The organism is Treponema sp. J25 (genome assembly GCF_004343725.1).
Taxonomy (GTDB): domain Bacteria; phylum Spirochaetota; class Spirochaetia; order Treponematales; family Breznakiellaceae; genus J25.
Window position 1 is genome coordinate 1 of record NZ_PTQW01000022.1, and the last position, 26,767, is coordinate 26,767.

General features: G+C 51.0%; 21 protein-coding genes, 3 tRNA genes and 1 pseudogene. 20 read left to right on the forward strand and 5 right to left on the reverse strand.

Annotation, left to right across the window (positions count from 1 at the left end):
• The 3 genes and pseudogenes from C5O22_RS13495 to feoB form a co-directional block, all read left to right on the forward strand.
• Positions 1 to 241 (forward strand): annotated as a pseudogene (locus C5O22_RS13495) (Rpn family recombination-promoting nuclease/putative transposase); the annotation flags it as partial.
• A 168-nt stretch (positions 242 to 409) separates the two neighbouring features.
• A complete protein-coding gene (locus C5O22_RS07880; RefSeq protein WP_132780681.1) occupies positions 410 to 796 on the forward strand; it encodes a FeoA family protein in 387 nt (128 codons plus the stop codon).
• The gene (gene feoB / locus C5O22_RS07885) at positions 793 to 2,928 is read left to right on the forward strand and encodes a ferrous iron transport protein B (protein WP_132780683.1); all 2,136 of its coding nucleotides are present in this window, start codon (positions 793 to 795) and stop codon (positions 2,926 to 2,928) included. The genes C5O22_RS07880 and feoB overlap by 4 nt, the downstream gene beginning before the upstream one ends.
• 801 nt (positions 2,929 to 3,729) lie before the next feature.
• Here the strand turns inward: feoB and C5O22_RS07890 are convergent.
• The 4 genes from C5O22_RS07890 to C5O22_RS07905 all read right to left on the reverse strand — a co-directional run bounded on the left by C5O22_RS07890 (position 3,730) and on the right by C5O22_RS07905 (position 10,770).
• Positions 3,730 to 4,596, reverse strand: a complete 867-nt coding sequence (locus C5O22_RS07890; RefSeq protein ID WP_132780685.1) for an SDR family NAD(P)-dependent oxidoreductase — start codon at positions 4,594 to 4,596, stop codon at positions 3,730 to 3,732.
• A 78-nt stretch (positions 4,597 to 4,674) separates the two neighbouring features.
• Complete coding sequence (locus tag C5O22_RS07895) at positions 4,675 to 7,341, reverse strand: DNA translocase FtsK (protein WP_243692908.1); 2,667 nt, start codon at positions 7,339 to 7,341, stop codon at positions 4,675 to 4,677.
• Positions 7,342 to 7,343: 2 nt separating this feature from the next.
• Positions 7,344 to 9,644, reverse strand: coding sequence for a flagellar assembly lytic transglycosylase (locus C5O22_RS07900; RefSeq protein WP_165910457.1), 2,301 nt, complete (start codon positions 9,642 to 9,644; stop codon positions 7,344 to 7,346).
• Positions 9,645 to 9,753: 109 nt separating this feature from the next.
• Positions 9,754 to 10,770 carry a LysM peptidoglycan-binding domain-containing protein gene (locus C5O22_RS07905; RefSeq protein ID WP_132780689.1) on the reverse strand — a complete coding sequence of 339 codons (1,017 nt, stop codon included), beginning with the start codon at positions 10,768 to 10,770 and terminating at the stop codon, positions 9,754 to 9,756.
• 137 nt (positions 10,771 to 10,907) lie between these two features.
• Between C5O22_RS07905 and C5O22_RS07910 the strand changes: the two genes are divergently transcribed.
• Complete coding sequence (locus C5O22_RS07910; RefSeq protein WP_132780690.1) at positions 10,908 to 12,287, forward strand: tetratricopeptide repeat protein; 1,380 nt, start codon at positions 10,908 to 10,910, stop codon at positions 12,285 to 12,287.
• 15 nt (positions 12,288 to 12,302) lie between these two features.
• Here C5O22_RS07910 and C5O22_RS07915 read toward each other — a convergent pair whose 3' ends face one another.
• Positions 12,303 to 13,514, reverse strand: coding sequence for a DNA recombination protein RmuC (locus C5O22_RS07915; protein ID WP_132780692.1), 1,212 nt, complete (start codon positions 13,512 to 13,514; stop codon positions 12,303 to 12,305).
• Between the two features lie 69 nt (positions 13,515 to 13,583).
• Between C5O22_RS07915 and C5O22_RS07920 the strand changes: the two genes are divergently transcribed.
• From C5O22_RS07920 to rpoB, 16 genes are all read left to right on the forward strand, one after another.
• Positions 13,584 to 15,131 carry an NfeD family protein gene (locus C5O22_RS07920; protein ID WP_243692909.1) on the forward strand — a complete coding sequence of 516 codons (1,548 nt, stop codon included), beginning with the start codon at positions 13,584 to 13,586 and terminating at the stop codon, positions 15,129 to 15,131.
• Between the two features lie 3 nt (positions 15,132 to 15,134).
• A complete protein-coding gene (gene floA, locus C5O22_RS07925) occupies positions 15,135 to 16,124 on the forward strand; it encodes a flotillin-like protein FloA (RefSeq protein WP_132780693.1) in 990 nt (329 codons plus the stop codon).
• A 14-nt stretch (positions 16,125 to 16,138) separates the two neighbouring features.
• On the forward strand, positions 16,139 to 16,654 hold the full coding sequence (locus tag C5O22_RS07930; RefSeq protein ID WP_132780695.1) for a hypothetical protein: 516 nt from the start codon (positions 16,139 to 16,141) through the stop codon (positions 16,652 to 16,654).
• A gap of 73 nt (positions 16,655 to 16,727) precedes the next feature.
• Complete coding sequence (locus tag C5O22_RS07935) at positions 16,728 to 18,008, forward strand: MFS transporter (RefSeq protein ID WP_132780696.1); 1,281 nt, start codon at positions 16,728 to 16,730, stop codon at positions 18,006 to 18,008.
• Positions 18,009 to 18,112: 104 nt separating this feature from the next.
• Positions 18,113 to 18,817 carry a purine-nucleoside phosphorylase gene (gene deoD, locus C5O22_RS07940; protein WP_132780698.1) on the forward strand — a complete coding sequence of 235 codons (705 nt, stop codon included), beginning with the start codon at positions 18,113 to 18,115 and terminating at the stop codon, positions 18,815 to 18,817.
• 194 nt (positions 18,818 to 19,011) lie between these two features.
• Positions 19,012 to 19,095, forward strand: a tRNA-Leu gene (locus tag C5O22_RS07945).
• 173 nt (positions 19,096 to 19,268) lie between these two features.
• Positions 19,269 to 19,341: transfer RNA gene (locus C5O22_RS07950), tRNA-Thr, on the forward strand.
• A gap of 84 nt (positions 19,342 to 19,425) precedes the next feature.
• A complete protein-coding gene (gene rpmG, locus C5O22_RS07955) occupies positions 19,426 to 19,599 on the forward strand; it encodes a 50S ribosomal protein L33 (protein WP_132780699.1) in 174 nt (57 codons plus the stop codon).
• Positions 19,600 to 19,610: 11 nt separating this feature from the next.
• Positions 19,611 to 19,683: transfer RNA gene (locus C5O22_RS07960), tRNA-Trp, on the forward strand.
• Positions 19,684 to 19,807: 124 nt separating this feature from the next.
• Complete coding sequence (secE, locus tag C5O22_RS07965; protein ID WP_132780700.1) at positions 19,808 to 19,987, forward strand: preprotein translocase subunit SecE; 180 nt, start codon at positions 19,808 to 19,810, stop codon at positions 19,985 to 19,987.
• A 17-nt stretch (positions 19,988 to 20,004) separates the two neighbouring features.
• Complete coding sequence (nusG, locus tag C5O22_RS07970) at positions 20,005 to 20,562, forward strand: transcription termination/antitermination protein NusG (RefSeq protein WP_132780702.1); 558 nt, start codon at positions 20,005 to 20,007, stop codon at positions 20,560 to 20,562.
• 161 nt (positions 20,563 to 20,723) lie between these two features.
• The gene (rplK, locus tag C5O22_RS07975; protein WP_132780703.1) at positions 20,724 to 21,155 is read left to right on the forward strand and encodes a 50S ribosomal protein L11; all 432 of its coding nucleotides are present in this window, start codon (positions 20,724 to 20,726) and stop codon (positions 21,153 to 21,155) included.
• Between the two features lies 1 nt (position 21,156).
• Positions 21,157 to 21,837, forward strand: a complete 681-nt coding sequence (gene rplA, locus C5O22_RS07980) for a 50S ribosomal protein L1 (protein ID WP_132780705.1) — start codon at positions 21,157 to 21,159, stop codon at positions 21,835 to 21,837.
• Positions 21,838 to 21,840: 3 nt separating this feature from the next.
• Complete coding sequence (gene rplJ, locus C5O22_RS07985) at positions 21,841 to 22,386, forward strand: 50S ribosomal protein L10 (protein ID WP_132780707.1); 546 nt, start codon at positions 21,841 to 21,843, stop codon at positions 22,384 to 22,386.
• A 227-nt stretch (positions 22,387 to 22,613) separates the two neighbouring features.
• Complete coding sequence (gene rplL, locus C5O22_RS07990; RefSeq protein ID WP_132780708.1) at positions 22,614 to 23,006, forward strand: 50S ribosomal protein L7/L12; 393 nt, start codon at positions 22,614 to 22,616, stop codon at positions 23,004 to 23,006.
• Between the two features lie 241 nt (positions 23,007 to 23,247).
• Entirely contained in the window at positions 23,248 to 26,760 is a 3,513-nt protein-coding gene (gene rpoB / locus C5O22_RS07995) for a DNA-directed RNA polymerase subunit beta (RefSeq protein WP_132780710.1), read from the forward strand.
• The last annotated feature ends 7 nt before the right edge of the window (positions 26,761 to 26,767 follow it).

Consider the following 26,767-nt stretch of genomic DNA (forward strand, 5'->3'; position numbering starts at 1 on the left):
CGCCCATTTTGAGGACCCCGTGCCTCAATGGGTTGATGAGATTCGTACCCTTAAGGAGGTACCGACCATGTTAGCCACTGCCATCAAGAAGAAAGAACAGGAATGGTTTAAAGAAGGCCTTATGGAAGGCCGGATAGAAGAGCGCCGGGAAACGGCCCGGCGGATGAAGGCCCGCGGGATTGAGCTTGATATCATTGCCGAGGTGACCGGCCTTTCCCGGGAGGAGATTGAGGAACTGTAGGCTAGCAGAGAGGGGATAGGGCCCGGCTCCCTCAAGGATCCCCTGGTTCATCATATTGACAACCCCTCATAAATAGTTATATCTTTCTAACAAGGGCGTGATGCCCTTTTTTTAACGCCTTATATGTTAGTCTATACTAACATATAGAGCAAACTAGGAGGAAAGAGTATGTTTTTATCCGATGCCCCACCGGGTGCATCTTTTCGGGTGATTCGGGTGTTGCTGGGAAAGGAGGTTGGCAAGCGGCTTGCCGACATGGGATTCACCGAAGGTGCCGAGGGAGCGGTTATTCGATCTGGTTTTATGCGAGGCCCCTTACAGGTACGTATCCGGGGCTACGATGTGCTGATTCGCCGCTGTGAGGCTGCGGGTGTCGAGGTAGAACCCATAGGGGACTGGAGCGCTGCCGAAGATGCCCATCGGCTTTTTGCTGGGTTTGGGCCTTTTGGAAGACGAGTCGGAGGGCCTCATGGCAGAAGACGTCGTTGGGAACATGGGGGAAGACGACATCCTGAAACCTTTTGCGAAGATGATGAGGGAGAAAAGAGTAAATGAAGCAAAATATACGGGTAGCCCTGGCGGGGAATCCTAATTCAGGGAAAACAACGCTTTTTAACGCCTTAACCGGATCCCACCATAAGGTGGGAAACTATCCGGGAGTAACGGTAGAAAAAAAAGAAGGAAGCCGGCTGTATAAAGAGACCACCTTTCATTTTGTGGACCTACCGGGTATTTATAGTCTTACGGCCTATTCCATCGATGAAGTGGTTGCTCGGGATTTTCTGCTCCACGAAAGGCCCGATGTGGTAGTCGATGTGATGGATTCCACCAACCTGGAACGACACCTGTACCTGTGTTTACAGTTCCAGGAGTTGGGGATCCCGGTGGTTGGCGCCCTGAACATGACCGATGAGGCTGAAGAAAAGGGAATAAAGATAAATAAGGCTTTTCTTGAAAAGGTCCTGGGTATACCCATGGTGCAAACCGTAGGACCCCGCGGAAAAGGAATGGAGGAACTTTTAGAGCTTATTCTCCATGTCTACCAACACCAGGATCTCCCTAAAAAATACATTGTGTATGGTTCTGAAATAGAACAGCGTTTAGAGCCATTGCAGCATCTTATTGAAAGCGATGCTACCTTCGCTAAAACCTATCCTTCCCGATGGCTCGCGGTAAAACTTTTAGAAAAGGATAGCCGGGCCTTCGAAGTGGTAAAGGAACATCCGAAGGCCCAAGAGATCCTGTCATTTTTGCAGGAAAGTGTGGTATGGCTTGAAAAACATTACGGTAAGGATCTTGAAATAGTTATTTCTGAACAGCGCTATGGCTATATTCATGGGGCGATAAAAGAAGCCGTTGCCATCCAAAAAAAGAACGATTTTTCTCTTACCGAGGCCATCGATCGGATTGTGATGCATCCTCTCTTATCTCTGCCTATCTTTGTGGGGGTTCTCTGGGCGATTTTTCAGCTTACCTTTACCCTGGGGGAATACCCCATGGCATGGCTCGAAACCTTTTTTACGTGGCTTTCTGAGGTAGTCCACGGGGCCCTTCCTAATGGGTTGCTTCAATCCCTCGTGGTGGATGGTATTATCGGCGGCGTTGGCGGGGTGCTTTCCTTTGTTCCTCTTATAGTTATCCTGTTTTTTTTCCTTTCTTTGCTTGAGGATATCGGCTATATGTCCCGGGCTGCCTTTGCGACCGACAAATTCCTTCACTTCTTTGGGCTGCATGGGCAATCTATTTTCCCCATGATGTTGGGATTCGGTTGTTCCGTACCTGCGATTATGGCCGCTCGAACCCTTAAAAGTCCCCGGGATCGGATCCTTACGGTGCTGGTAATACCCTTTATTAGTTGTGGGGCCAAGCTCCCCGTCCATGTGCTCCTGGCGGCGGCCTTTTTCCCCGAGAATCCGGCGGCCATGGTGATGCTCGTCTATGCTATTGGGGTGGTCCTTTCGTTGGTGGCGGCTTGGGTGTTAAACCATACCGTACTAAAGGGGGACCCTACTCCCTTTGTTATGGAATTGCCTCCCTATCGGCTCCCCACTCTTCGGGGCATCCTCTGGCATGTGTGGGATAAAACCTGGCAGTACGCTAAGAAGGCGGGGACCGTCATCCTTGCGGCTTCTATTTTGATCTGGGCGCTCCTCAAATTCCCTTCCTACGAAATGTCTCCGATGGAGCAGGAACATCTTCAGGCTGACTATCTTTCTCTCCATGCAGAGGCCTCGGAAGAAGAACTGGCCGCATACATTTCGGCCCGAGAGGCTGAGGCTGCCCTGGAACATAGTTTTGCCGGTCGGTTTGGTAAGTTCATCGAGCCGGTTTTTAGACCCTTAGGGTTCGATTGGAAAATAGCGGTCTCTATGGTAACCGGCTTTGCTGCCAAGGAGGTGGTGGTTTCTACCCTTGGAATCCTCTATGGGGTAGGGGAAGAAGCAACTGAAGAATCGGAAGGGCTCCGACAGGCCCTGCAACAGGACCCTGCCTGGAATCCCTTGGTTGCCTTTGTGCTTATGCTATTTGTGCTGGTTATTCCTCCCTGTTTTGCTGCCCAGGCGACAATTCAGGCCGAATTGGGATGGAAATGGTGGGCCTTCTCGGTGGTAAGCCTCCTGCTGTTTGGCTGGTTGTTAGGATTTGCGGTGTACCAGGGGGGCCTGCTGCTTGGACTGGGAATATGAGTGGTCCTTCTTTGTTCTGTGATGGGCCGCTACTAAAAAGGAAACTGTATGGAACTCATTATAGTAGGAATAATCATCTGTATTGCCCTTGGGGGGGCCGTCTACTCATTCTGGAAAACCCTGAGGGGTAAAAAACGAAGCTGCTGTTCCTGAGATTAAAAAAAGAGGCCTGCGCCATCACATCATATATGACGTGACCTGCAGGACGCCTCTTGTAGGTCACGTTCATATAATTTGGCGGGGCTGGAGCGAGCTCAGGCGGCTTTTTTAATGGGCCGCGGGTTTCTGTTTCGGAGGGGAAAAACACAGTTTTTCGCGGAGGCCCCCCATTATTTCTGGACTTTCTTTTTTAATACGGAGCCTATCCAGTTTCCATTTAAGAAAAGATGAAGGCCAATGAGCGCAAACATACCATATTCTGCCAGGTCTTTTCCTGAGCCATCGCAGCACATAAGGCTCCCCCAAGGCCTACCACAAGAAAAAGGAGCTTTTTCATAGCTACCCCCTCATTCATAATAATTCTTAATTAAAAAGGTACGGTATTTTATCACAATAAACAATGAAAAATTCTTTCATCCTTCACAAATTTTTAGTTGGGATTGATAAATAAAAAAGCCATCACGACGGCAGGGGGTAGCCTTTTTTTACCGTACGATGGCTTAGCATACTTCCGGCGAAGGGCCCCTTCTTTTTTATAGGTGGGGGGCGCTTTCCGCCGAGGGGCGGCCCATTCATTGAAGAATGGGAAGCCCCTCTTTCTTTTTAAGAATGGGACATCCCCCTGAAGAAGCCCCCTTCTCTTTATTCTCCCTGCTTGTAGGGCCGTTTTAAGAATTGCCGGGCAAAACGGGCGCTTGCCAGGGGGCCTACGAGAATGCTTGCCAGGCGCTGAATCCTCCAGTTCCAGCGGGGGATGCTGTAGACCTTCCCTTTAGCTGCGGCTTTTAGGCACCGATAGGTAGTTTTTTCGGCGCTATAGCCCCCTGCCACCTCCTGGCGAACACCGTCGCTGGCAACCAGGGCGAATTCGCTTTGAACCGGACCGGGACAGAGGGCGTGCACCCGAATACCCCGGGACTCCCATTCGGTGGCCAGGGCCACGGACAGGGAAAATACATAGGCCTTGGTAGCCGCATAAACCGCAAAGTCCCCCAGGGGGGCAAAGGCAGCAAGGCTTGCCACATTGATGACAAGGCTTCCCTCCTGGAGAAAAGGAAAGAATTTCCCGCACGATTCGGTAAGGGCCCGACAATTCAGGTCGATTTCGCCAAGCTGTTTTTCCAGGGATATCTCTGCAAAGGGGCCATAGCTGCCATAGCCCGCATTGTTAATTAAAAGCCGCAGCGGTTTCCCCGTTTCCCGGCACCGGTTTGCCAGCGTATCGATAGAGCCTGCTTGAACCAAATCTAGGGGGAAGGTACGGATAAGAAGCTTCCGATCTGCCTGTGATTTGGGTTCGCTGTAGGTGTTTTGCAATTCCTCTGCCAGACTAGTGAGCCGATCCTGCCGCCGGGCCACGAGCCATAGTTCATCAAAAAGGGGCAACCCTTTAAAGTGTTCTACCTCTGCTGCGGCCGCCGCCAGGTGCCGGGCAAAGGCAGCCCCAATGCCGCTCGATGCTCCGGTTACAATGGCTATGCCTTGGGTTGATGTGGGTATGTTCTTCATCAATCTACATCCTTAGGTGAGAGAATCTTTTTCATCGACTGGGGAAAGGTACGATTTCCCCGGGGAACGTGTCCTTTCCTATTGTCGGCGGATAAGTTCCCGGGGTTTAGAGCCCTGGGCGGGTCCCACGATACCCTGTTCTTCCATCATTTCCACAAGGCGGGCTGCCCGGTTGTAGCCTATTTTAAGACGCCGCTGAATGTAGCTTGCGCTGGCCTTCCCTTGCTGGTACACAATTTCCAGGGCCTTTTCGTACAGAGGATCTTCGCCGGACGAAAAAAGGGTGGCATCCTGGTCCTCTTCTTCCTCATCGTAAAAGATTTCGTCATCGATGTATTCCGGCGGTCCCCATTGTTTTACATACTCCACCACCCGTTCTACCTCTTCTTCAGAGACGTAGGCCCCCTGAATACGAATAGGGAAGGGGTCTACTGCCCCCGCATAGAGCATGTCTCCCTTGCCTAGGAGTTTTTCTGCCCCCACCATGTCGATGATGATGCGGCTATCCATCTTGCTAGCCACCATGAAGGCAATCCGGGTGGGAATGTTGGCCTTGATGAGACCGGTAATTACGTCGATAGAGGGACGCTGGGTGGCCAGAACCAGGTGGATGCCCACGGCCCGGCTCATGGCGGCCAGGCGGGCCACGGTGGATTCAAGCTCCTTGCCGGTGGTAACCATGAGGTCCGCAAACTCATCGATAACCACCACAATATAGGGGAGCCGCTCGGTGGCAATGTTCTTTTCTCTTATTTTTCGATTGTAACTGCGGATATCCCGAACCTGCATGGAATCTAGGAGGGCATAGCGTCGCTCCATTTCATAAATGCAGTACTGTAACGCCTGGAAGGCCCGTTTGGGCTCGGTAATCACGGGGGTGAGCAGATGGGGAATATCATTATACAGTTTAAGTTCCACGATTTTGGGGTCGATGAGAAGGAGTCGGACTTCCGCAGGGGACCGTTGATACAAAATAGAAAGGATCATGGAATTGACGCAGACCGACTTTCCTGAACCGGTGGCCCCGGCGATCAAAAGGTGGGGGGTCTGGACCAGGTCGATGGTGATGGCCTCGCCGGTAATATCCTTACCGAGAACCACGGGAATCTCCATCTTTTTGTCCCGCCGCTGCAGCTCACCTTCGATCATTTCCCGGAAGGACACGATGTTGCGTTTCCGATTGGGAACTTCTATGCCAACCGCGTGCTTGCCGGGAATGGGGGCCACAATACGGACTGAGCTTGCCGCAAGACGGAGGGCGATGTTGTCCTGAAGGTTCACGATTTTAGAAAGCTTTACCCCCGGCGCAGGAAGTATCTCAAACATGGTGATAACCGGCCCTTTACGGATCCCCGTAACCTCCGCCTGAATGTTGAACTCTTTCAGGGTTTCTTTAAGAATCACCGCCGCATCCCGGGTGGCCTGATCGATAATCCAGTATTGACCATCGGGGTAGGCCGTAAGCAACCCCTCAATGGGTACATGATAGGGCTGCTTACCCCCCGCGGGGGAAACTCCCCCGCCGTGCAGGGAATTAGCAGGCTGCCTCTCCCCCGAAGCAGCAGAACCGGAAGCCGGTCTTCCCTCAGAGGAAGAAAAAGTATCGGCGGTTCCAGTAGCGGAAAGGAGGGTGGGGGCCTCTGGGCGATCGTTGGCTCCATCTCTTGTGATTCCCTGGCTTTTGCGAGCGGCTTCCTTCTCTGCTGCCGCCAGGGCTTTGCGGAGATCCTCATCGATGGCAAAGGTTTTTTCCCCTGGGGGGGTACTATCAGAAAAAACGGCCGGGGATTGGGGCCGTTGGGACGCTCCTGCTTCTTCTTTGTTTGGCCCTTCTTCGCTAGGGGTCCCCTGTGGAACTTCTAGATTATCAGAAATTGATGACCGGTCCCCTTCTTCTATCGGAAGTTCCTCCAGGTTTTGAGGTTCCTCATATTCCTGCGTTTTGAAAGGGGAAGATGCAACCTTCCTTGGTTCAGCTGGGGGTGCTTGCTCAACCCAAGAACGGTTCTCATCAGGTGGTTCCTTAGGGCGACCAGCTTCTGTTTCGAGAGGAGCTATTCGTTTTTTATTGTGCTGATCCGCTTGCCCCCTCGAAGAACATGCTTTCTGTATTTCTTCTAATTCCTCAAATCGACGCAAGCTTGCAAGTGGTTTGGGTTCGGGGAGCGAAAATGGGATAGCTGTATTCTTTTGGTCTACCCACGATGGTCTGTCTCTGTCCTGTTCCCTTGGCCCGCTGAGCAGCCTTTTTTCTTGCAAAGGGCGGCGATCTTTAAAAACAGGGGTGTTTTTTTCTTTCCTTTGAGGATACAGAAGATCCCGGGCCTGGAGAATCACCATACTTTCGAGAAATGTGAGCACTCCCCCAATGCCAAGGAGCAGTTCTGGCGGAAATTCCTTAAGAAAGCTGAATGAAAGGGCTTCTTCTTTTGTATTCCGCCAGAGGTAGAGGGTAAAGGCGAGGGTAAAGAAGGGAACCATACTCCAAAAGAGAAGGAAATATCGGTCGGGACGATATTTTCGGGTAAGGAGCAAGAGGGCTCCACCCAGGATGTACAGCGGAATGGCAAAGGCCAAAATTCCGTACGCTTCGAGGAAAAAACTACCTACGAAGGAAAGGAAAAACGGCAGAGAATACTGGGCTGCCACAAGAGCCACTGAGAGCAAAAGAGCTAGGGCTATAAAAATACTCGCCACCGTAATTTCTCTTTTGCGTCCCCGGTAGGAAGCTTGCTGAGGTGCCACGCCTATTCTTCCTCCCTTCCAGATTCTGATGAAAACCCTTTGATGTTCACAGGAAATATATCGGTAATTACCTGTTCCATAGACATACCAAAGTAAAGATATCCGTATACCGCCGCCGCCGCAAGAACCTGTCGTGCGTACTGGCGGGTTTCGGTTATGGGAATGGTTTCCAGAAAAAGATCCTCCGCCATCGATGGGGTTGTGCTTCGCCACTGTCGCACCCGGGTGATACCACCGTTGTAGGATGCCAGGGCTAAAAGGGGACTTCCGGTCCGTTCTATAAGGTGTTTAAAATACCAGGTGCCAATATAGATGTTGGTCTCCGGATCGGGTAAATTTACCGTCCCATTTTGAATAAATTGGGGCCCCCCCGCCCGGGCAATGCGGCTGGCCGCATCCAGCGCGGTAGTGGGCATTAACTGGGTAAGACCTACCGCCCCTGCCCGGGATACCGCGTCGGCAGCAAAGGCGCTTTCTGTTCTGATGAGACCATACATGAGTTCCGGTGGAACCCCAAAAGAACGGGCCGTTGTGTCGATGAGGTGGCTATAGGGCCGGGGATACAGGAGAAAGAGGTCCTCTCGAATAGGGCTGTAGTCCTGCCGGGAAGAGAAACGACTGGTAAGTCGGATGACTTCCCACCACCGTTCTTTTTGAACAAATAACTGGGCAAGCTGACGAAGCTGGAAAAGGGAAAGATCTTTTTCATATTTTAGGATGAATGGCAAAACCAGCTTCGTTGCCCCATATTCAAAAAATCCCCGCAGGAATTGATAAAGATCCTCGGTCTTTTTATCTGTTTTGTTAGGTTCTTCTTTAGAGGTAGCAGCTACCAGCTCTACCTGGGCTCCCAGATGCGCCGCCGCAAGGCTGCGGTAGTAAAAAGAGGCCCGATCGCTCTCATAGGCGATCTTGAAGAAAAATGTGGATGGCCGGGATGCGGTGTAGTTTTCGGGAATATCGCTAAAAGAAAGGGGGGTCTTTGGAAGATAGAACCCTTCTTCTATCGATCTTCCTAAAATATAGGCATAGCGGGCCCTGAGGGGGGATTCAAGAAATTGATATGCCCGCTGGAAAACCTGATGTAACAAGGCCCAGGAGCTGCGGGTTACCAGGGTGGTGCATATTTTATCCAGGAGATCCTGATAATAAGAGGAGGAATACCAGAGGGAGATGTATTTGTCTAAATATAAAACAATATTGTCTATTTGATTCGTCACTATCGTGTCGAGGATGTACCATATTGCCGCATCCCGTTGGGTAGGGCTTTCTGCAAATGCAATGCTTCGCTGGAAAAACTCAAGACTCTTAGGGAAATCTTGCTTTTGTCGGTACATTCTGCCAAGATAAAACAGAAGGCGGAAGCGAAGGGGATCTATGCCGAGATTTGGTACCTCTTGCTCCCATCGACTAAAAAGTTCTATTCCTTCCTGCAGAGCAGGTCCATACTGATACGCCTTTCCCAGATCCGAAAGAACCTCTGGCCAGAAAAGAATTGCTTCCTTATTTTCTTCCATGACCTTTTTAAAGTACAAAAGAGCCTCGCCGTAAGACCGGTCAAGCACGAGCGATCGAGCCTGGGCAACATTTTTTATAACCGAGGGGAGAAGTGTGGGATAGGTGGTGTTAATAAATTTGAAGGTTTTCTGGTGTTCCTGGCTAAAGGGGGTCGCCAGAAAGTATTTTTTAAACGTCTCCTCCAGAGAGGGAGGGGCCTTTGCTATGCTTGATGATGCTGGTTTATCCTTTGAGATTTTCTCTATTTCTTTGAGGAGAATAAGGGCTTTCAGGTGATCCGAACGACTTTCTTCTGGTATTCTTTGTATCAGTTTTTCCATGGCCACAAAGTTACCTAAGACAAAGCTTATCTCCGCTGCGAGTTCGCAAAGAGGAGGCCGACAATACTCTTTTTCTTTGGTGAACCGTTCAATCAGGGAGTTTAATTTCTGGGTGTTTCGTTCTTTTTGTTTCCAGAGAGAAGAAAAGAGCGCCTCGTAGGCCTCTCCCCGAATAATGGAGGAAGCGCTTTTTAAGGCCTCTTCGAAAAGAATAAGGGCCCGTTCTTCCTCTTTCTGAGCCTGAAGCTGTAGTCCCACGTAGAAGGCTATTTCTGGTCCTAGCCAGCGCAGCTGACTGGTTTGTTCCAGCGGCTGGTCTATTATGAAACTGAGGGACCCCGCACGAATTTGCTCAAGGACCTCTTCTTTGGAGATACCCAATACGAAAGAAGGTGTACAGGCTTGTAAAAATGCGAGAAGCATCCCTAGCCCCACGGAACTCTGGAAAGAGGTTCGGAGCCACATAAAAAGTTTGCTCCTCCCTGTGGGCATTCCCCGGTGTACAATTCCCCTCTCTCTGTTGGGCTTTCTGGAGGTCCGTGTCCTCTGCTCTAGTTTCTTTACCCTTCCTCCCTTATTTAGGAGGAATCCGAATAGTGGTCCCCGAGATGATATGATCGGGATTCTTGATTTTATTGAATCGCGCAATGCGCGGATACAGCCATGGATTCCGATAAAACGCCTCCGCTATGTCCCAAAGGGTATCTCCCCATCGTATTGTATATAAAACGCCCTCTTTTGGAATAGTGGTCGGTACCCGGTACCGGGAAACCGGCGCAGGGGGGCGTTTGCGGACAGTTTCTGTGGGCATTGTACTCTTGGTCTGGCTCTCCGATGGAAGGGTCTCTTCCTTTTTAGGCGCAGTACTTTCTGAAGTTCCACTTTCTTTTGCGGTTTCCGCTGGCGGGGGAGTTGGGGCTGGTTCGGTGATAACCATCGGCGCCGCTGGGGCTTCTGATGCGCCTTCCCCTTCTTCCTGGACCTTCTGCGTGATGGGAGTAGTTCCTGCAGGTTGGTTTCCCCTTTTTATTGCAAGTACCAGGACTAATCCTAGTATAAGAACAACCAGAATACCTAACAAAACCGCTAACCAGGGGAACCTTTTCCCCGCCCCTGTTACCGGCGCTGGTTCGAAAGTTTCTTCCTCCTGTTTTTCTTCCGCATACCGTTGTGCCCGGGCGTAGAGGCCTGATGATGAGGGGCTTTCCTGGTCCAATTCAAAGTCAGGGAACTCATAGGTTTCCTGTTCATTTAACGCTTTAAGGGATACCGAAAGGTGATGCCGCTCTGAACCGGGCGGGGCATCAAGGTCCCTGGCTTCTGCCACGAGTTCATCCCCTTCTTGGGAAGAAATAATCATCTCTATCGAGGGTTCCCCTTTGGGGCGCGGTTCGATGTTTTCGATTACCAGGGAGCCGATGTATTCCGCATCTGCCATGGTCCGGGATTCACTCTTGTACAGGTCGATCTGCACACTTTTTTGGTTGTCATGCACGGTGGTAAGGATGAGCCGCTTTTTGGAGATAGTACCTTCCTCAAGGATGGGGTAAAACTCCCCATTTGCTATTTTGATTCCTATACTGGCCGCCATACCTTATCTCCTTACCTGGTTTCTTAAACTTTAAAACCCATTGCCCCCTTTGTCAATCGATATCTATAAAAAATATAGGTTTACATATTTGATGGGGGAAACTTGACCAGATCTCCCCAGATACCGATAATGAAACCATGATACCAATAATTCCCGTTCTGGTGGTCATCATTCTTCTTTCTTTAGTGGTTCTTATTCTTATCATGGCTTCACAGAAAGAAGAGACCAGAACAAAAGAACCAAAAAAACATAAAAAAAACCGTAGTAAAGAAGCGGTTATTCGGGATGCTACCCGGCGGCTATCTCAAAACCCTAAAGATCCAGAGGCCCTCCTGGCTTTAGGAGACATATATTATCAGGACCAGGTATGGGATAAGGCCCTTAAAATATATGAAACCCTGGTGGAACTCTGTGCAACTAATCCTGATCTGGATGAATACGAGATAAACTGTCGCTATGGCATGAGCGCTCTTAAGCTAGGGCTTCAGGACCAGGCGTATAAGGGACTTGTGATTGCCCGGAGTTTACAACAAAACAACTTTGAAGTTAATTACAATCTGGGGTACCTGGAATTTCTCCGAAAGAACTATGAAAAGGCTGTTCAATTGTTACAGCAGGCCCGTACCCAGGACCCAGAGCATGCTCCCACCCTTCGCTATTTAGGTCATGCCCTCTTTAAACTGCATCGATACCGGGAGGCCCTTGTCTTTTTACGAAAAGCGGTGGATCTGATACCGGAAGATAAGGAATCCCTTTATACCATGGGAGAATGTTACTACGAGTTAGGACAGGTCGAGCAGGCTATTAAAATTTTTACCCACCTTCGACCGGATCCTAGCCTGGGACCTACCGCATCTTTGTTTGCGGGAACCATTCACATGAATCAGCACCAGTATCCTAAGGCAATCATGGATTTTGAAATTGGGCTTAAGCACGAAAACATAAAGATCGAAATCCAGGCGGAACTAAAGTACCGACTTGCCCTGGCGTACCTTAAGCAACAAGAAATTGGACGGGCCCTTACGATTCTTAAGGAATTGCAAAATAGCTATCAAAATTATAAGGATGTTCCCACTCTTATTGCCAAGTACCAGGAGTTGAATTCGAATAAGAACCTTCAGATTTACCTTATGGCGCCGACGGGAGATTTTGTTACCCTCTGTAGAAAGGTGGTGCTGAGCTTTTTCCCAAAAGCCAGGGTGAAAATTACCAATATTGCGGTCAATAAAAACGAATGGGCCGATATCCTGGCCGAGGTGGATACCCCTAAGTGGGCCGATGTGGTGATGTTCCGGTTTATCCGAAACCAGGGGGTGGTAGGGGAACTTACCGTCCGGGATTTCCATGCCCATCTTAAGGAAGTGAAGGCCGGAAAGGGCTACTGCCTTTCGGCGGGAACCTTTTCGGATGAGGCAAAAAAATTTGTAGAAGCTCGGCTCATCGATCTGTATGAAAAAAACCAGCTGAGTAAGATCCTGGAATCGGTAGATGCCAGTGTTTCGGCAATTCCCCTTTAAAGGGAAAGCTGCCCGTTATTGTTCGGGAGCTTCTAACTCTTCCACCGCTGAAAGCTTCCCTTGAATGCTCCTGCTCTTTTTGTCCGCCAGGTCCACCGTGTCGGCCGCTTCCTGCAGTTTTTTCCTTGTTTTATCCAGGAGTTCCCCAAATTTTGCAAATTCCTCTTTTACCAGGTTTAGGGTTTTCCAGATTTCGGCGGTCCGCTGTTCTACCGCCAGGGTTTTAAAGCCCATCTGAAGGCTATTGATAAGGGCCGCAAGGGTTGTGGGACCCGCCACTACCACCCGATATTCCCGCTGAAGATGCTCCGCAAGACCGGGACGGGAAAGACATTCGGCAAAGAGCCCTTCCGAAGGGAGAAACATAATCGCAAAGTCGGTGGTATGGGGTGGGGCAATGTATTTCTCGCTGATGTCCTTGGCGGCGTTCTTAAAGCGCCGTTCCAGGTTTTTCTGGGCTTCCTCTAAAAGAACCGGGTCTCCCTGATCCCGAGCTTCCAGGAGGCGTTCATAGTCTTCTTTTGGGAATTTTGCATCGATGGGGAGGTAGATCCGCTCGTTTTTCCGGGGATCCCGACCAGGAAGGGCTATGGCCACTTCTACCCGTTCGTTTGAACCGGGCCGCATCACCCCATTCAGAATGTACTGGGCAGGCGAGAGGAGATCCTCCACAAGTCGGATAAGCTGGATTTCTCCCCAGGTTCCCCGGTTTTTTACGTTCACCAACACTTTTTTTAGGTCCCCGACTCCCGCTGCAAGGGAACGCATCTCCCCGAGGCCCGCCTGAACCTGTTCGAGCCGTTCGCCGACAAGTTTGAAGGATTCCCCGAGGCGCCGTTCCAGGGTTTCGTGAAGTTTGTCGTCCACCGTTTTTCGGATTGCTTCCAATTTGTTTGCCGAGTCTTCCTGGATTTCTCTCAGTTTCCGGTCCACCGTTTCACGGAGTTTTTCAAGCCGTACCTCGTTCCCCTGTCCAAAGCGGGATATTTCTTCCCGTAACGAAGCCATTTGACGGAGATTCCCTTCCATGACAAGGCGGAGCTGTTTTATGAGTTCTTCCCGGTTGCGGGCCAGTTCTGCCTGCATTCCCTCCCGAAGTTGTTCCTGACTCTTTATGAGTTCGAGCATCGGGGTAGCATCCGACTTCCGGGGCCGAAAAACGAGAAAGAGAATGAGTACCAGGGCAAAGAACGCTATGCCAAGAAAGGCAAAAAAATAGACTTCCATAGAATGAGTATACCTAAAAAATAGCTCCCTGGGTATGGACGGAATCTCCAGATGGTGTAGAATAGAGCTATGAAGCAACGTACCGCTTTTTGGCTCTCTCTCTTTCTTTGTGTAGCTGGGAGCTTTCTGGCGATTATGCCGGTGAGCGCTGAGGCCGCCTCTTCTCCAGCTGGGACGGCAAAGACCGCGGTTATTGTTCCTATTAAAGGGGACATTGAACCGTCATTGGCCGCTTTTATCCGCCGGGAAAGCCGTAATGCCCTTGCCCAGGGCGCCCAGTATCTGATTTACGAAATCGATACCTTTGGGGGAAGGGTGGATACGGCGCTTCAGATTTCTTCGTTTATTGGTTCTATAAAAGATGCGACCACGGTGGCCTGGGTCCGCAGTGGCCCCGATTCGCTGGGGGTAAGCTGGTCTGCGGGGGCCCTCATCGCCCTTTCCTGTTCGGCTATTTACATGGCCCCGGGAACCTCTATTGGGGCGGCTGCGCCGGTTACCATTGGGCCTGATGGGCAACCCCAGCCTACGGGTGAAAAAACGGTAAGCGCCGTCCGGGCCCAAATGGCGGCCCTGGCAGAACGAAATAAGCATCCCGTGGCCCTTGCCCTGGCCATGGTGGACGAAGACCTGGAGGTCTGGGAAATAGAAACCGCCAGAGGAAAACAAATTGCCACTCTGGAGGAGGTGGAACAACTGGAGCGGGATGCCGCGAATGACGTCCGAAGGGTTCGCCTCATTTCTCCCGAAGGGAAACTCCTCTCCCTTACCGCAGGAGAAGCGGTTACCTACGGGCTTGCCCGGGGCTTGGCTGCCGATACGGATGAACTTGCCGCCTTGCTGGATCCTTCCATAGAAACGGTTCTTGAGCAAAGTCCGGGTATAGCGGATAGTATTGTTTCCTTTCTTACTTCCGGGGCGGTGCAATCGGTGTTGATTTTGGTGGGGCTGGTCATGTTGTTCCTGGAGATAAATACCCCCGGTTTTGGTATCCCCGGGGTGGTGGCGATCATCACCTTTGCGGTGGTGTTTGGTTCTAACTTCCTCCTGGGTACGGTAGATTCTTTTGAAATGATTCTTTTCCTGATTGGGGTGGTGCTTTTGGCGGTGGAAATCTTTATCCTCCCCGGTTTTGGCATTACGGGGATTTCAGGAATTGTGTTGATCGGCCTTTCCCTCGTCTTTTCGATGCAGGACTTTGCGATCCCCGAATTCTCCTGGCAATGGGAACTATTGGGCCGCAATGTCCTCGTGGTGGTTACCGGCATCATTCTGGGAATTGCAGGAATTGCTGCCCTGGCGCTGGCGGGTACCCGAATTCGGCTGTTTGATCGGCTGGTCCTTAAAACCCAGATTCAGGGAACGGCGGGGGGGCCTGACCCGGATAATCCGGTGGAAGGTGCTCGAGCGCCTGCCCCTGAGGAACCCCTCCCCGATTATGGGGCTCTGCTGGGTAAAACGGGGGTCGCCGTATCGGTGTTACGGCCCGCGGGGAAGGCAGAAATTGAAGGGACGGTATACGTGGTGGAAACGAATGGCGCCTATGTAGAATCCGGGAGCCCCGTTCGGGTGGTCCGGGTTCGAGGGAATAGAATCATTGTGGAAAAAGGAGCGTAGTGTATGATTTCTCTTGTGGCTCTTGCGGTACTGGGGGTTATAGCCCTTGGATTTTTACTCCTTTTTTTTAAATTTTTTGGCCTCTGGTTTCGCTCCCTCCTTTCCGGGGCACCGGTAGGCATGGGGAAACTCATCGGTATGTGGCTCAGGCACGTAAATGCCAATGTGATTGTCGAAGCCCGTATCATGCTGACCAAGGCGGGTATCGAGGTACCCACGGACCTCTTGGAAACCCACTATCTTGCCCGGGGTGATGTGATGAAGGTGAGTCGAGCCCTGGTGGCGGCAAACAAGGCAAACATTCCCCTGCCGTTCCAGCGGGCCGCCGCAATAGACCTGGCGGGACGGGATGTGCTTGAGGCGGTAAAAACCAGTGTGAATCCCAAGGTTATTGACTGCCCCGATCCTTCCAAGGGAAAGCAAACCATCGATGCGGTAGCGAAGGATGGAATTCAACTCCAGGTAAAAGCTCGGGTTACGGTGCGGGCCAATATTGAGCGGTTAGTCGGGGGTGCCACAGAGGAAACGATCATCGCCCGGGTAGGCGAAGGCATCGTAACCACCATTGGTTCTGCCGAAACCTACAAGGCGGTACTGGAAAACCCCGATCGCATTTCTAAAACCGTGCTCGAAAAGGGTCTTGATGCGGGGACGGCCTTCGAAATTCTTTCTATCGATATTGCGGATATCGATGTGGGGGCCAACGTGGGGGCCAAGCTCCAGGCCGATCAGGCCGAAGCGGATAAACGGCGCTTCCAGGCCGAAGCGGAAAAACGCCGGGCCGCAGCCCAGGCGCGGGAGCAGGAGATGCTTGCCCTGGTGCAGGAAAATCGGGCCAAGGTGGTCCTAGCCGAGTCCGAAATCCCTCTGGCCATCGCAGAGGCCTTCCGCAAGGGGCAACTGGGCATAATGGATTATTATCGACTCAAGAACATCCAGGCCGATACGGATATGCGCTCCGCCATCGGTCATGGGTCGGGGCAGAATAGTTAAACCAGAATAGACATATGCAGGAACTTATCGATACGGTTTTAACACTGCTCCCCGTTGCGTTGCTTATTGCGCTTCGCATAATAATGAGCGCTAAGAACAGGGAGACATCCCTCCAAAAGGGAAAGCCTCAAAAAAGCCGTTTTTTTGCCTCCCTTGAGGAGTACCGGGAGACTTCGGTCCCTCAAGGAGAAAAAGCCTCAGGAGGGGGAACATACGGCCCCTCTCCAGCAGAGAGAAGCAAGAAGGTACCCCTCTCTCGGCGTTCAGGTTTGCCTAAGGGAAGGCCCTATCAGGTCTCCCCGCCAGAAGAGGAACTTCGGGTTTTCCCCCAGGGTATTTCTGCCGCAGCATCAGCGGAAAAGGATCCTGCAGTACCTTCTCGCAAGCGGGAGATGAATCCCCTTTTGCAGCCCCTTCCTGAAGAGCGGGGTATGCAGATGGCAGTGGTAGAACGGATTGAACGACTACCCCTTCTGCAGCGGGCGGTGGTGTGGTCTGAGATTCTCGGGCATCCTAAAGGCCTTGATTGATGAGAGGATACACTTAAGCGGGCGCGAGCCCTTATGTGAGGATAGTTTGGGGATAACATAAAAGGAGGTGATTGTGGAAAAGAATCGGGGGTTTTCAAAATATTTCTGGCTTACCTTCTTGATTGGAAGCGGCTTTTTCACCATGGGTCTCATGGATTCCCTGTATGATACCTATGTGCCTATTTTCCTTAAGCGGTATATCACTTCCAATGCGCTGGTGGGAGCGGTGATGACCCTGGATAACATCCTTCAGCTCTTTTTGATTCCTGTTATTGCCCTCTGGTCCGATAGGACCAGGACCCGGCTTGGGCGTCGCCTCCCCTTTATTGTGGTGATGCTACCCTTGAGTGGGATCCTCTTTTCGTTGATTCCCGTTACGGTGGCCCTTTCGTTGGCAGCCCTTATTGGGATCCTCTTTTTGTTTAATATCTTTAAGACCAGCGTGCGGGGCCCCGTGGTGGCCCTCATGCCCGACACTATTCCGGGAGAGTATCGTTCTGAAGCCAATGGGGTCATTAACACGATGGGGGGTATAGGGCTTATCATTGGAACCCTCTTTCTTGCCCGCCTGATGAACAAAAGCGAACTGTTACCCTTTGGTATAGCCGGAGCTTTGGTGGTACTGGCGGTGGTGGTTTTGCTATTGTTTGTCCGAGAACGGACGGCCGAGCATTCTTCTGAAGAGAGCGTACCCCTGGGAAAGGCATTGAAGGAGCTTTTTGCCGCCGGTGACAACAGTGTGATTCGGATTCTTTTTGGTATCTTTTTCTGGTTCATGGCCTATGAGGGAGCAAAACCCTTTTTGGGCTTGTACCTTGTGCAGGTCATGAAGGTTTCCCAGGGAAGCGCGGCCCTTGCCCAGGGTGTTGCGGGTATTGCCAGTGTTGTACTGGCTATCCCTTCCGGATATCTAGCCCATCGACTTGGTCGAAAACGCTTGATTCGGGGGAGTCTTCTGGCGCTTGCCGTAATTCTGGCCCTGGTACCTCTCACGGCTCCTGTGGCTCGTTGGTTGCATTTGCCCGCCGGAGGGTCCCTGATACTTTTCCTTATTTTGATGTTCTTATATGGGTCAGTGTGGATTGGGGTGGTGGTGAATAGCTTCCCCATGCTGTGGCAGATGGCTCACTACGGAACCATAGGAATGTATACGGGCCTGTACTATACCTTTAGTCAGACCGCCGCTATTACCGCCCCTCCTATCACGGGAGCCATTATTGACCTTACGGGGTATCCTGGGATATTTCTTTTTGGTGCCGGTTGTATGCTAGTGGCCCGGGGCATTATGGGTGGGGTGAGTCGTGGCGAAGCCGATGGGGCTCCTGATATTCCTTCTTCCGAAAAAAGAGAATAAAAAAACGGGAGGTCCCCAAAAGCTTTTTCTTTTTTAAATTAAGGTTTTTACGGGAACGGAGAATGCAATGGGCAAAATCCCGATAACTATTGAGAGGTGAAACTATGTCGATTCATATTGGGGCAAAGACGGGGGAAATTGCAGAGGTGGTTCTGTTGCCGGGGGATCCCCTTCGGGCTCAGTTCATCGCAGAGAATTTCCTGGAAAATCCTGTGTGTTACAATACGGTGCGGAACATGCTTGGGTTCACAGGCACCTACAAGGGAAAGCGAATTTCTGTCCAGGGGACGGGAATGGGAATTCCTTCTATTTCGATATATGTTAATGAACTTTTCAAGGATTACGGCGTGCAGCGGGCGATCCGGGTGGGAACGGCGGGCTCCCTTCAGGAGTTCCTTAAGGTTCGGGACATGGTGCTTGCCATGGCGGCCAGTACCGATTCCGGGGCGAATAGCCTTCGTTTTGGGGGGCGTTCTTATGCGCCCTGCGCTACCTTTAGCCTTCTTAAAAAGGCCTATGAAGTAGCCCAAGAGCGGGGATGGCAACCCGCGGTGGGAAACGTCATTTCTTCCGATATGTTCTATACGGAGGACCCGGAGGAGTGGAAATTGTGGGCCCGTTTTGGCGTTCTGGCCGTAGAAATGGAAACCGCCGAACTGTATACCCTGGCTGCGAAATATCGGCGGGAGGCCCTTTCTATCCTGACTATTTCTGATTCCCTGGTGAGTCACGAAATTACCTCCGCGGAAGAACGACAGCGGACGTTTACAAAGATGATGGAGGTGGCCCTGGAAGTGGCTATCAGTTAATGGGGACGCCTTTTAGGAAGCCTGATTGAGGACCTTCCTCGTGGGCGCTTTGTAGAATGGAGCACAGGCCGTCCCTCTTCAAATAGTGAGTTTTGTGGTAGCAATAGCGTGGGACCCTCGCGGTACTCCCTTCGGGAAGAAAGGAGGGGGTACATTGACAAAAGAGGGCTTTTCACATAATATAGACCCATCCTGCCCAGATGGTGGAATTGGCAGACACGCTAGTTTCAGGTACTAGTGCCTTCACGGGCTTGGGGGTTCAAGTCCCCCTCTGGGCATGCAGCGGCTCATGTTCGGTTCACAGGAAAGGCCCCTTCAGGGAACGAAGGTTCCTTGGTGGCCTGCCCCGGCAGGGAGTCGTAAAGGCAAGTGGTGAAAAAGTCTTAAAAGTAGGCAACCCTTGACATGGCGGTGTATTTTTGCTATGTTCAGCGGGCGTTTTTGGAGGAATGCCCTTGTAGCTCAGTCGGTAGAGCACATCCATGGTAAGGATGTGGTCAGCGGTTCGATTCCGCTCGAGGGCTTTTGTCGCCACCTGGAAGAGCAGTGCGAAGGATAAAGAGCGAGAGGCTGGGTGGTTTCAGTTGATAGTGTAGAAGGGGAATAGTATGGCAAGCAAGAAAACAGCGGTGGAGTTGATAGCCCTGCAGTGTACTGAATGTAAGCGGAGAAATTATACTACCAAGAAGAATCGTCGCACTATGCAGGAAAAGCTGGAGTTAAGCAAGTACTGCAAGTTTGATCGGAAACATACGTTGCATCGGGAAACGAAAATAAAGTAAGCGAGCATTTTAGGCCAGTAGCTCTAATGGTAGAGCACCGGTCTCCAAAACCGGGTGTTGTGGGTTCGAGTCCTACCTGGCCTGTTGTTAATAAAAAGGCTGTTGCATAGCAACAGAAAGGGATAAAAAAGGAAGTAAAAAACTTCCGGTGTAACACCTCGGGAGAAGGGAGAGGTGTTTTTGTTTTTATGTCTGGAAGGAAGTGGGTATGAAGAAGCTGATTCAGTTTGTTAAAGAGTCCTATGGAGAGCTTAAAAAGGTTGTGTGGCCTTCCCGAGAAGATGTGATAAGCTCCGTAAAGGTTGTTATAGTTTCTACCATTATTTTTGCGCTTGTGCTCGGGTTGGTGGATGCTCTTTTGTTGTTGGGAATTGAAGCCCTCTTTTAAAGGATTAAAGGATACCCATGGCGGCAGGTTGGTATGTGCTTCATACCTATTCAGGGTATGAAAATAAGATAGAAAAAACCATTCGCATGATGCTCGAATCCGGAGAACTGGATCGCGAGATTGTTCGGGATGTAAAGGTTCCTGCCGAAGAGGTTGTAGAAGTAAAGGATGGTAAGAAAAAAACGGTAAGCCGTAAGTTCTTGCCCGGTTATCTTCTCATTGAAATGGATCTTCCTGAGATAGGGTGGAAACAAACCTGTTCAAAAATTAAGAGTATTCAGGGAGTTACCGGTTTTGTAGGAACCCCTGCAAACAAAAGGCCTCAGCCGTTGAATCCGGAAGAAGCGCGGGCTATTTTACAAAAGGCCGGTGAATTAAAAGGTGAACGGCCAGTGCGGGCCCGTCAGAATTTTGCTCCGGGCGAGCAGGTAAAGATTATCGAAGGGCCTTTTGAGTCTTTTACTGGTACTATCGAAGAGGTAAACCCTGAACGCAATAAGTTAAAGGTGCTGGTGGGTATCTTTGGTCGAACTACGCCTGTAGAAGTAGATATCTTGCAGGTGGAAAAACTGTAGAGTGAATCCTACGAGAGGTTTTCTCTTTTTATGGAAGAGATCGGGAAATCCCGATGCGCTTCCCATAAATAGGTGCCTCCTGGATGGGAGTTTCCGCAGTTTGTGCGGGAACGCAGCCCCGATCCCGTGTTGGGTCGGGTATACCACAGAAGGAGAAATGCATGGCTAAGAAAAAGGTCACCGCAATTATTAAATTGCAGTGCCCGGCTGGCAAGGCAACGCCTGCTCCGCCGGTAGGGCCAGCCCTTGGTCCTCACGGTGTGAGTGCTCCCCAGTTTGTGCAGCAATTTAACGATCGCACCAAGGGGATGGAGCCGGGACTGCTTATTCCGGTCGTTATTACCGTATATAACGACAAGTCTTTTACCTTTATCCTTAAAACGCCTCCGGCCTCGGTCCTGATTAAGAAGGCTATTGGCATCGAAAAGGGTTCTGCGGAGCCCCATAAGGTAAAGGTGGGTAAGCTCTCTAAGGCAAAGCTGGAAGAAATAGCAAAGATGAAATTGCCCGATCTTTCCGCCAACGACCTGGAAGCGGCAAAGAAGATCATCGCGGGAACCGCCCGTTCTATGGGTGTAGAGGTGGAGTGGTAGTATGAAGCGAGGAAAGAAATATCTTGAGGCGTTAAAGAAATACGACCCCACCGCTACCTATGATATGAAAGCGGCGGCGGAACTCGTAAAGAAACTTGCCTTTGCTAAATTTGATGAAACGGTAGATCTTTCAGTGAAGCTGAACTTGAAAAAGAGCCAGTCCGTGCGAGACACGGTGGTCCTTCCCCATCAATTCCGGGCAGAAAAAAAAGTTTTGGTTTTCTGCAAGGGTGATAAGGAAAAGGAAGCGAAAGAAGCAGGGGCTACCTACGTTGGTTCCGATGATCTTATTGAAAAGATCAAAGGGGGCTGGCTCGATTTTGATGTGGCAGTGGCTACCCCTGATATGATGAAAGACGTGGGTAAGTTAGGTATGATCCTGGGTCGGAAAGGGCTTATGCCAAACCCGAAGACCGGGACGGTTACTTTTGACCTGAAAGGGGCTATTTCGGAGCTTAAGAAAGGACGGGTGGAGTTTCGGGCTGATAAAACCGGGGTGGTGCATCTTGCAATCGGAAAGGTTTCTATGGACCCCGAAAAGATTGCGGAAAATGCAGCCACGGTGCTTTCTGAAATTCAGCGAAAGAAGCCGGCCGATGCAAAGGGTGATTTTATCCAGTCCGTGTCTCTTTCATCGACCATGGGGCCCGGTGTATGGGTTGCCCTGAAGGATAAGGAGTAGACCATGGCGATTGTTGCTAAGAAAGTGCAGGATGCAAAGGTTTCGTTTATCCAGGAACTGAAAGAGCAGTTTAGGAAGGCGCCGGACTTTATCTTTACCGATTACCGGGGGCTTACGGTAGAACAGATTACTGCCCTTCGTAAACAGTTGCGGGCAAAGGATGCTCAGTTTAAGGTGGTAAAAAACAATTTTGCCCGCATTGCCTTTGAGCAGCTTTCTGCCCCCAATGTGGAGCAGTATCTGGTAGGGCCCACGGCGGTGGCCATATCTCCCCGGGATTCTAACGAGGTAGCGAAGATCCTCCTGGAGTTTGCGAAGGAAGTTCCCGCTCTTAAGGTAAAGGGAGGCCTGGTAGGTTCTACCGTGTATACGGCAGAACAGATTGAGGCCTTCTCGAAATTGCCCGGTCGGCTCGAGCTTATCGCTATGTTGATGTCGGTGATGAATGCTCCCGCCAGAAACCTGGTTTCTGCGCTGAACGATATTAATGCTCGCCTGGTGCGGACCATTAAAGCGGTGGCCGACAAGAAACAAGAGGGGGCCGCGTAAGGCTCTTCCCCGGAAAGGGGGAGGGGACTGGCTTGTTGCCTGGGGAAGAATTAGGCAGCAGGCTGGGTCAGGGCCTTAATAAGGGCGGTCTAGTTTGTGTAAGAACCGGACCGGACACAAAAAATAGTACGTATGGGCCTTCAGGCTTCGGATGGCTGCCGTTCCTGTCGGTCCCTGTTATAGCTGTTGTGTATGCAACGGTAACATTGTTGTAAGGAGAAGATAATATGGCAGCGTTAACAAAAGACCAGATTATCGAAGCAATCGCTTCGATGACCGTTCTTGAGGTTTCTGAACTGGTAAAAGCAATGGAAGAGAAATTCGGTGTTTCCGCGGCGGCGCCCGTGGCGGTGGCTGCGGTTGGGGCTGCTCCTGGCGCAGCGGCGGCGGCTCCGGCGGAGGAAAAGACCGAATTTACCGTTATCCTTAAGGCCTTTGACGAATCCAAGAAGATCGCTATTATTAAGGAAGTTCGGGCCATTACTGGTCTGGGCCTGAAGGAAGCGAAGGACCTCGTCGAGGGAGCTCCGAAGCCTCTTAAGGAAAATGTCTCCAAGGAAGAGGCCAATAAGATTAAGGAGCAGATCACTGCCGCTGGCGGTACGGTTGAAATCCAGTAATGTAGTAGGATACAACAGTTCATTCCTCGTTGCTGTGGTGAGAGAAAGGATGTCCTTGTCTCACTACAAGAAAGGCTCTCGGTTGGGTGCAAAAGAGCATGCGGCCGGGGCCTTTTTGTGTCATTACAAAATAACAAATTGTGCCGATGGTAGAATAAAGTGATCAGGAGGCGATCCTGATTGGAGGGGAACCTATCCGGAACAGAGAGGCGAAAAGGATAGTGTCCACAGGGGGTAGTGAATGAATATGGAACACAAGGGTGTAAAGCGGATCTATGTTGGGAAGGATTTTCAAGATGTGATGGAGCTTCCCAATCTTATTGATATACAGCTTTCTTCGTATGAACGTTTTTTGCAGCGAGAGCGACTTAAACGGGGCGAACCCCCACTCATGCAGGGATTGGAAGAAGTTTTCAGGACCACCTTCCCCATTGAGAGCCCCACCGGTGATATGGTTCTTGAATACGAGTACTATACCCTCGATGAAGAGGGAATAAAATTTACTGAGCAGGAATGTAAACAAAAGGGTCTTACCTATGCCATTCCCCTTAAGGCGCGTATAAATCTTATCTTCCAGGAAACAGGGGAAATCCGGCAAAAAGATATCTACATGGGGGATATCCCCCTTATGACCGAGCGGGGGACCTTTATTATCAATGGGGCTGAACGGGTGGTGGTCTCCCAGATCCACCGTTCGCCGGGGGTTATTTTTAGCCATGAGAAGGGCGTGTATTCCTCCCGGATTATTCCCTATCGGGGTTCCTGGCTTGAGTTTGAAATTGATCAAAAACGGGAACTTATCTACGCCAAAATAGATCGCAAGAAACGTATCCTGGGGACCATTTTCCTCCGCGCCCTTGGCTATGAAGGGCGGGAAGAAATCATAAAGGCCTTCTATAAAACGGAGACCCTTCCGGTGTCGGCCAATCGAGAGGAACAAAGCTCCCTGGTAGGTCGGGTGCTGGCAAAGGCGGTATGGATCGATATAGAAGGAGAAAAGGGTCCGGAAAAGAAAAAATTGTATCGGGCAGGAGAAAAATTACACCCCCACGATGTGGACGAACTCTTGGTGAATAAGGTCTCTTCGGTAGAAGTCATAGATTTTTCTGCCGAAGATTCCCTTAACTCCCCCATGATCCTTAACTGTTTTGAACGGGAAGAGATTAAGTTTGTAAAAGAAGATCCCAGCCGGGATGAACCTTCAAAAGAAGATGCCCTTTCGGCGGTCTATGCGGCCCTCATGCCGGGAGAGCCTATTACGGTGGAAGCGGCCGAGAAGGACCTTTTAGGCATGTTCTTTACCAGCCGACGGTATGACCTCGGGAAGGTAGGTCGGTACAAGCTTAATAAGAAGTTTAACTTTAATCCCCCCATCGAAGAGTTTACCCTTACCAAGCAGGATATCATCGCCACCATGAAGTACCTGATCAAGGTCTTTATTGGGGAAGAAAACATCGATGATATTGATCACCTGGGAAATCGACGGGTTCGGTCCGTGGGTGAACTCCTGGCGAACACCATGAAAACCGCCTTCAGTCGAATGGAACGGATCGCCAAGGAACGGATGAGCCTTAAAGAAACGGACACGATTAAACCCCAGGATCTTATTTCGATTAAGCCGGTAGTGGCGGCGATAAAAGAATTCTTTGGTTCAAGCCAGCTTTCCCAATTCATGGATCAGGTGAATCCCCTCTCGGAGCTTACCCATAAGCGACGGCTCAATGCTCTAGGACCAGGGGGACTTTCCCGGGATCGGGCGGGCTTTGAAGTGCGGGATGTCCACTATACCCATTATGGCCGCATGTGCCCCATCGAAACGCCAGAAGGACCAAACATCGGTCTTATCGTGTCCCTTGCAAACTATACCCGGGTAAACGATTTTGGGTTCCTGGAAACCCCCTATCGAAAGGTGGTGAATGGCCGGGCGACCAATGAAATTGAATACCTCTCGGCCATGGACGAAGACCGGTATTACATTGCCCAGGCATCGGCCCGGTTAAATCCGGATGGGACCTTCGCCGATTCCCAGGTTTCCTGTCGGCGGCAGGGAGACTACACCACCCGGAGCCCCGAAGATATCCAGTATATGGATGTGTCTCCCAAGCAGATCATCTCGGTGTCGGCCTCTCTTATCCCCTTCCTGGAACATGACGATGCGAACCGGGCCCTCATGGGTTCAAACATGCAGCGTCAGGCGGTGCCGCTTCTCTTCCCTGAACCGCCCCGGGTGGGAACCGGAATGGAAGCCAAGTGCGCCTATGATTCGGGCGTTTTAGTAAAAGCAAAGCGGTCGGGAACGGTGATACGGGTAACGGCCACCGAAATTGTGATTCGCCCCGATGATGCCAAGAGTCCCGATGAACGGGATGTGTACACCCTCATTAAGTACCAGCGGACCAACCAGGATACCTGTTACAATCAGCGGCCCATCGTAAAATTGAACGAACACGTGGTGGCCGGCCAGGTTATTGCCGATGGACCTGCTACCAAGAACGGCGAACTCGCCCTGGGGCGGAACATCCTGGTAGGCTTTATGCCCTGGAATGGGTATAACTATGAGGACTCGATCCTCATCTCCGAACGGGTTGTGAAAGAAGACATGTTTACTTCTATTCACATCAAGGAGTTTATTACGGAGGTGCGGGAAACGAAATTGGGGCCCGAAAAAATCACCCGGGATATTCCTAATACCAGTGAAAAGACCCTGGATAATCTTGATAGCGAAGGAATTATCCGCATCGGTGCTAAGGTTCGCTCGGGAGACATTCTTGTTGGGAAGGTGACGCCTAAGAGCGAAACCGAAACCACCCCTGAGTTCAAGCTCCTCAATTCGATATTCGGTGAAAAGGCCAAGGAAGTGCGAGATTCATCCCTGCGGGTGCCCCATGGTATTGAAGGTACCGTTATCGACGTGCAGCGGATGAAGCGGACCGAAGGGGATGACCTGAATCCGGGTGTCGACGAAGTGGTCAAGGTTTTGATTGCCACCAAACGGAAACTCCGGGAAGGGGACAAGATGGCCGGTCGACACGGGAACAAGGGGGTGGTGGCCCGGGTTCTGCCGGTGGAAGACATGCCCTATATGGATGATGGGACCCCCCTCGATATCTGTCTTACCCCCCTGGGCGTTCCTTCCCGTATGAATATCGGTCAGCTCCTGGAAACGGAACTCGGATGGGCCGCAAGTACCCTGGATGAATGGTACAGTTGTCCCGTCTTCCAGTCCCCTTCTACCGAGCAGATAGAGGAAAAACTCAAAGAAGCGGGGCTCCCCGTGACCAGCAAAACCATGCTTCGGGATGGAAGAACCGGTGAGTATTTTGTGAACCCCGTATTCTGTGGGGTTATCTACTTCTTAAAGCTCCATCACCTGGTGGATGATAAGATGCACGCCCGTTCTACCGGACCCTATTCGCTGGTTACCCAGCAGCCCCTGGGTGGTAAGGCCCAGTTCGGAGGGCAGCGGCTTGGAGAAATGGAAGTCTGGGCCCTGGAAGCCTATGGGGCGGCCAATACCCTCCAGGAACTCCTTACCATCAAGAGTGATGATATGACGGGCCGTTCTAAAATCTATGAGGCCATCGTCAAGGGAGAACCTTCCACGGCGGCGGGTATCCCCGAATCCTTCAATGTATTGGTCCAGGAACTCCGCGGCTTGGCGCTGGATATCAGTATCTATGATGCCAAGGGGAAACAAATTCCTCTTACCGAACGGGATGAGGAACTTATCGCCAAACAGGGCTCTAACTTCTAAGAGGAGT

What these genes read in the sequence shown, in the direction of transcription:
- rplL (WP_132780708.1), top strand. Translation starts at nt 22,614, where the DNA reads ATGGCAGCGTTAACAAAAGACCAGATTATCGAAGCAATCGCTTCGATG.
- deoD (WP_132780698.1), top strand. Translation starts at nt 18,113, where the DNA reads ATGTCGATTCATATTGGGGCAAAGACGGGGGAAATTGCAGAGGTGGTT.
- floA (WP_132780693.1), top strand. Translation starts at nt 15,135, where the DNA reads ATGATTTCTCTTGTGGCTCTTGCGGTACTGGGGGTTATAGCCCTTGGA.
- C5O22_RS07910 (WP_132780690.1), top strand. Translation starts at nt 10,908, where the DNA reads ATGATACCAATAATTCCCGTTCTGGTGGTCATCATTCTTCTTTCTTTA.
- C5O22_RS07915 (WP_132780692.1), bottom strand. Translation starts at nt 13,514, where the DNA reads ATGGAAGTCTATTTTTTTGCCTTTCTTGGCATAGCGTTCTTTGCCCTG.
- C5O22_RS07900 (WP_165910457.1), bottom strand. Translation starts at nt 9,644, where the DNA reads ATGTGGCTCCGAACCTCTTTCCAGAGTTCCGTGGGGCTAGGGATGCTT.
- C5O22_RS07905 (WP_132780689.1), bottom strand. Translation starts at nt 10,770, where the DNA reads ATGGCGGCCAGTATAGGAATCAAAATAGCAAATGGGGAGTTTTACCCC.
- rpmG (WP_132780699.1), top strand. Translation starts at nt 19,426, where the DNA reads ATGGCAAGCAAGAAAACAGCGGTGGAGTTGATAGCCCTGCAGTGTACT.
- C5O22_RS07920 (WP_243692909.1), top strand. Translation starts at nt 13,584, where the DNA reads ATGAAGCAACGTACCGCTTTTTGGCTCTCTCTCTTTCTTTGTGTAGCT.
- C5O22_RS07930 (WP_132780695.1), top strand. Translation starts at nt 16,139, where the DNA reads ATGCAGGAACTTATCGATACGGTTTTAACACTGCTCCCCGTTGCGTTG.
- C5O22_RS07880 (WP_132780681.1), top strand. Translation starts at nt 410, where the DNA reads ATGTTTTTATCCGATGCCCCACCGGGTGCATCTTTTCGGGTGATTCGG.
- feoB (WP_132780683.1), top strand. Translation starts at nt 793, where the DNA reads ATGAAGCAAAATATACGGGTAGCCCTGGCGGGGAATCCTAATTCAGGG.
- C5O22_RS07890 (WP_132780685.1), bottom strand. Translation starts at nt 4,596, where the DNA reads ATGAAGAACATACCCACATCAACCCAAGGCATAGCCATTGTAACCGGA.
- rpoB (WP_132780710.1), top strand. Translation starts at nt 23,248, where the DNA reads ATGAATATGGAACACAAGGGTGTAAAGCGGATCTATGTTGGGAAGGAT.
- rplJ (WP_132780707.1), top strand. Translation starts at nt 21,841, where the DNA reads ATGGCGATTGTTGCTAAGAAAGTGCAGGATGCAAAGGTTTCGTTTATC.
- nusG (WP_132780702.1), top strand. Translation starts at nt 20,005, where the DNA reads ATGGCGGCAGGTTGGTATGTGCTTCATACCTATTCAGGGTATGAAAAT.
- secE (WP_132780700.1), top strand. Translation starts at nt 19,808, where the DNA reads ATGAAGAAGCTGATTCAGTTTGTTAAAGAGTCCTATGGAGAGCTTAAA.
- rplK (WP_132780703.1), top strand. Translation starts at nt 20,724, where the DNA reads ATGGCTAAGAAAAAGGTCACCGCAATTATTAAATTGCAGTGCCCGGCT.
- rplA (WP_132780705.1), top strand. Translation starts at nt 21,157, where the DNA reads ATGAAGCGAGGAAAGAAATATCTTGAGGCGTTAAAGAAATACGACCCC.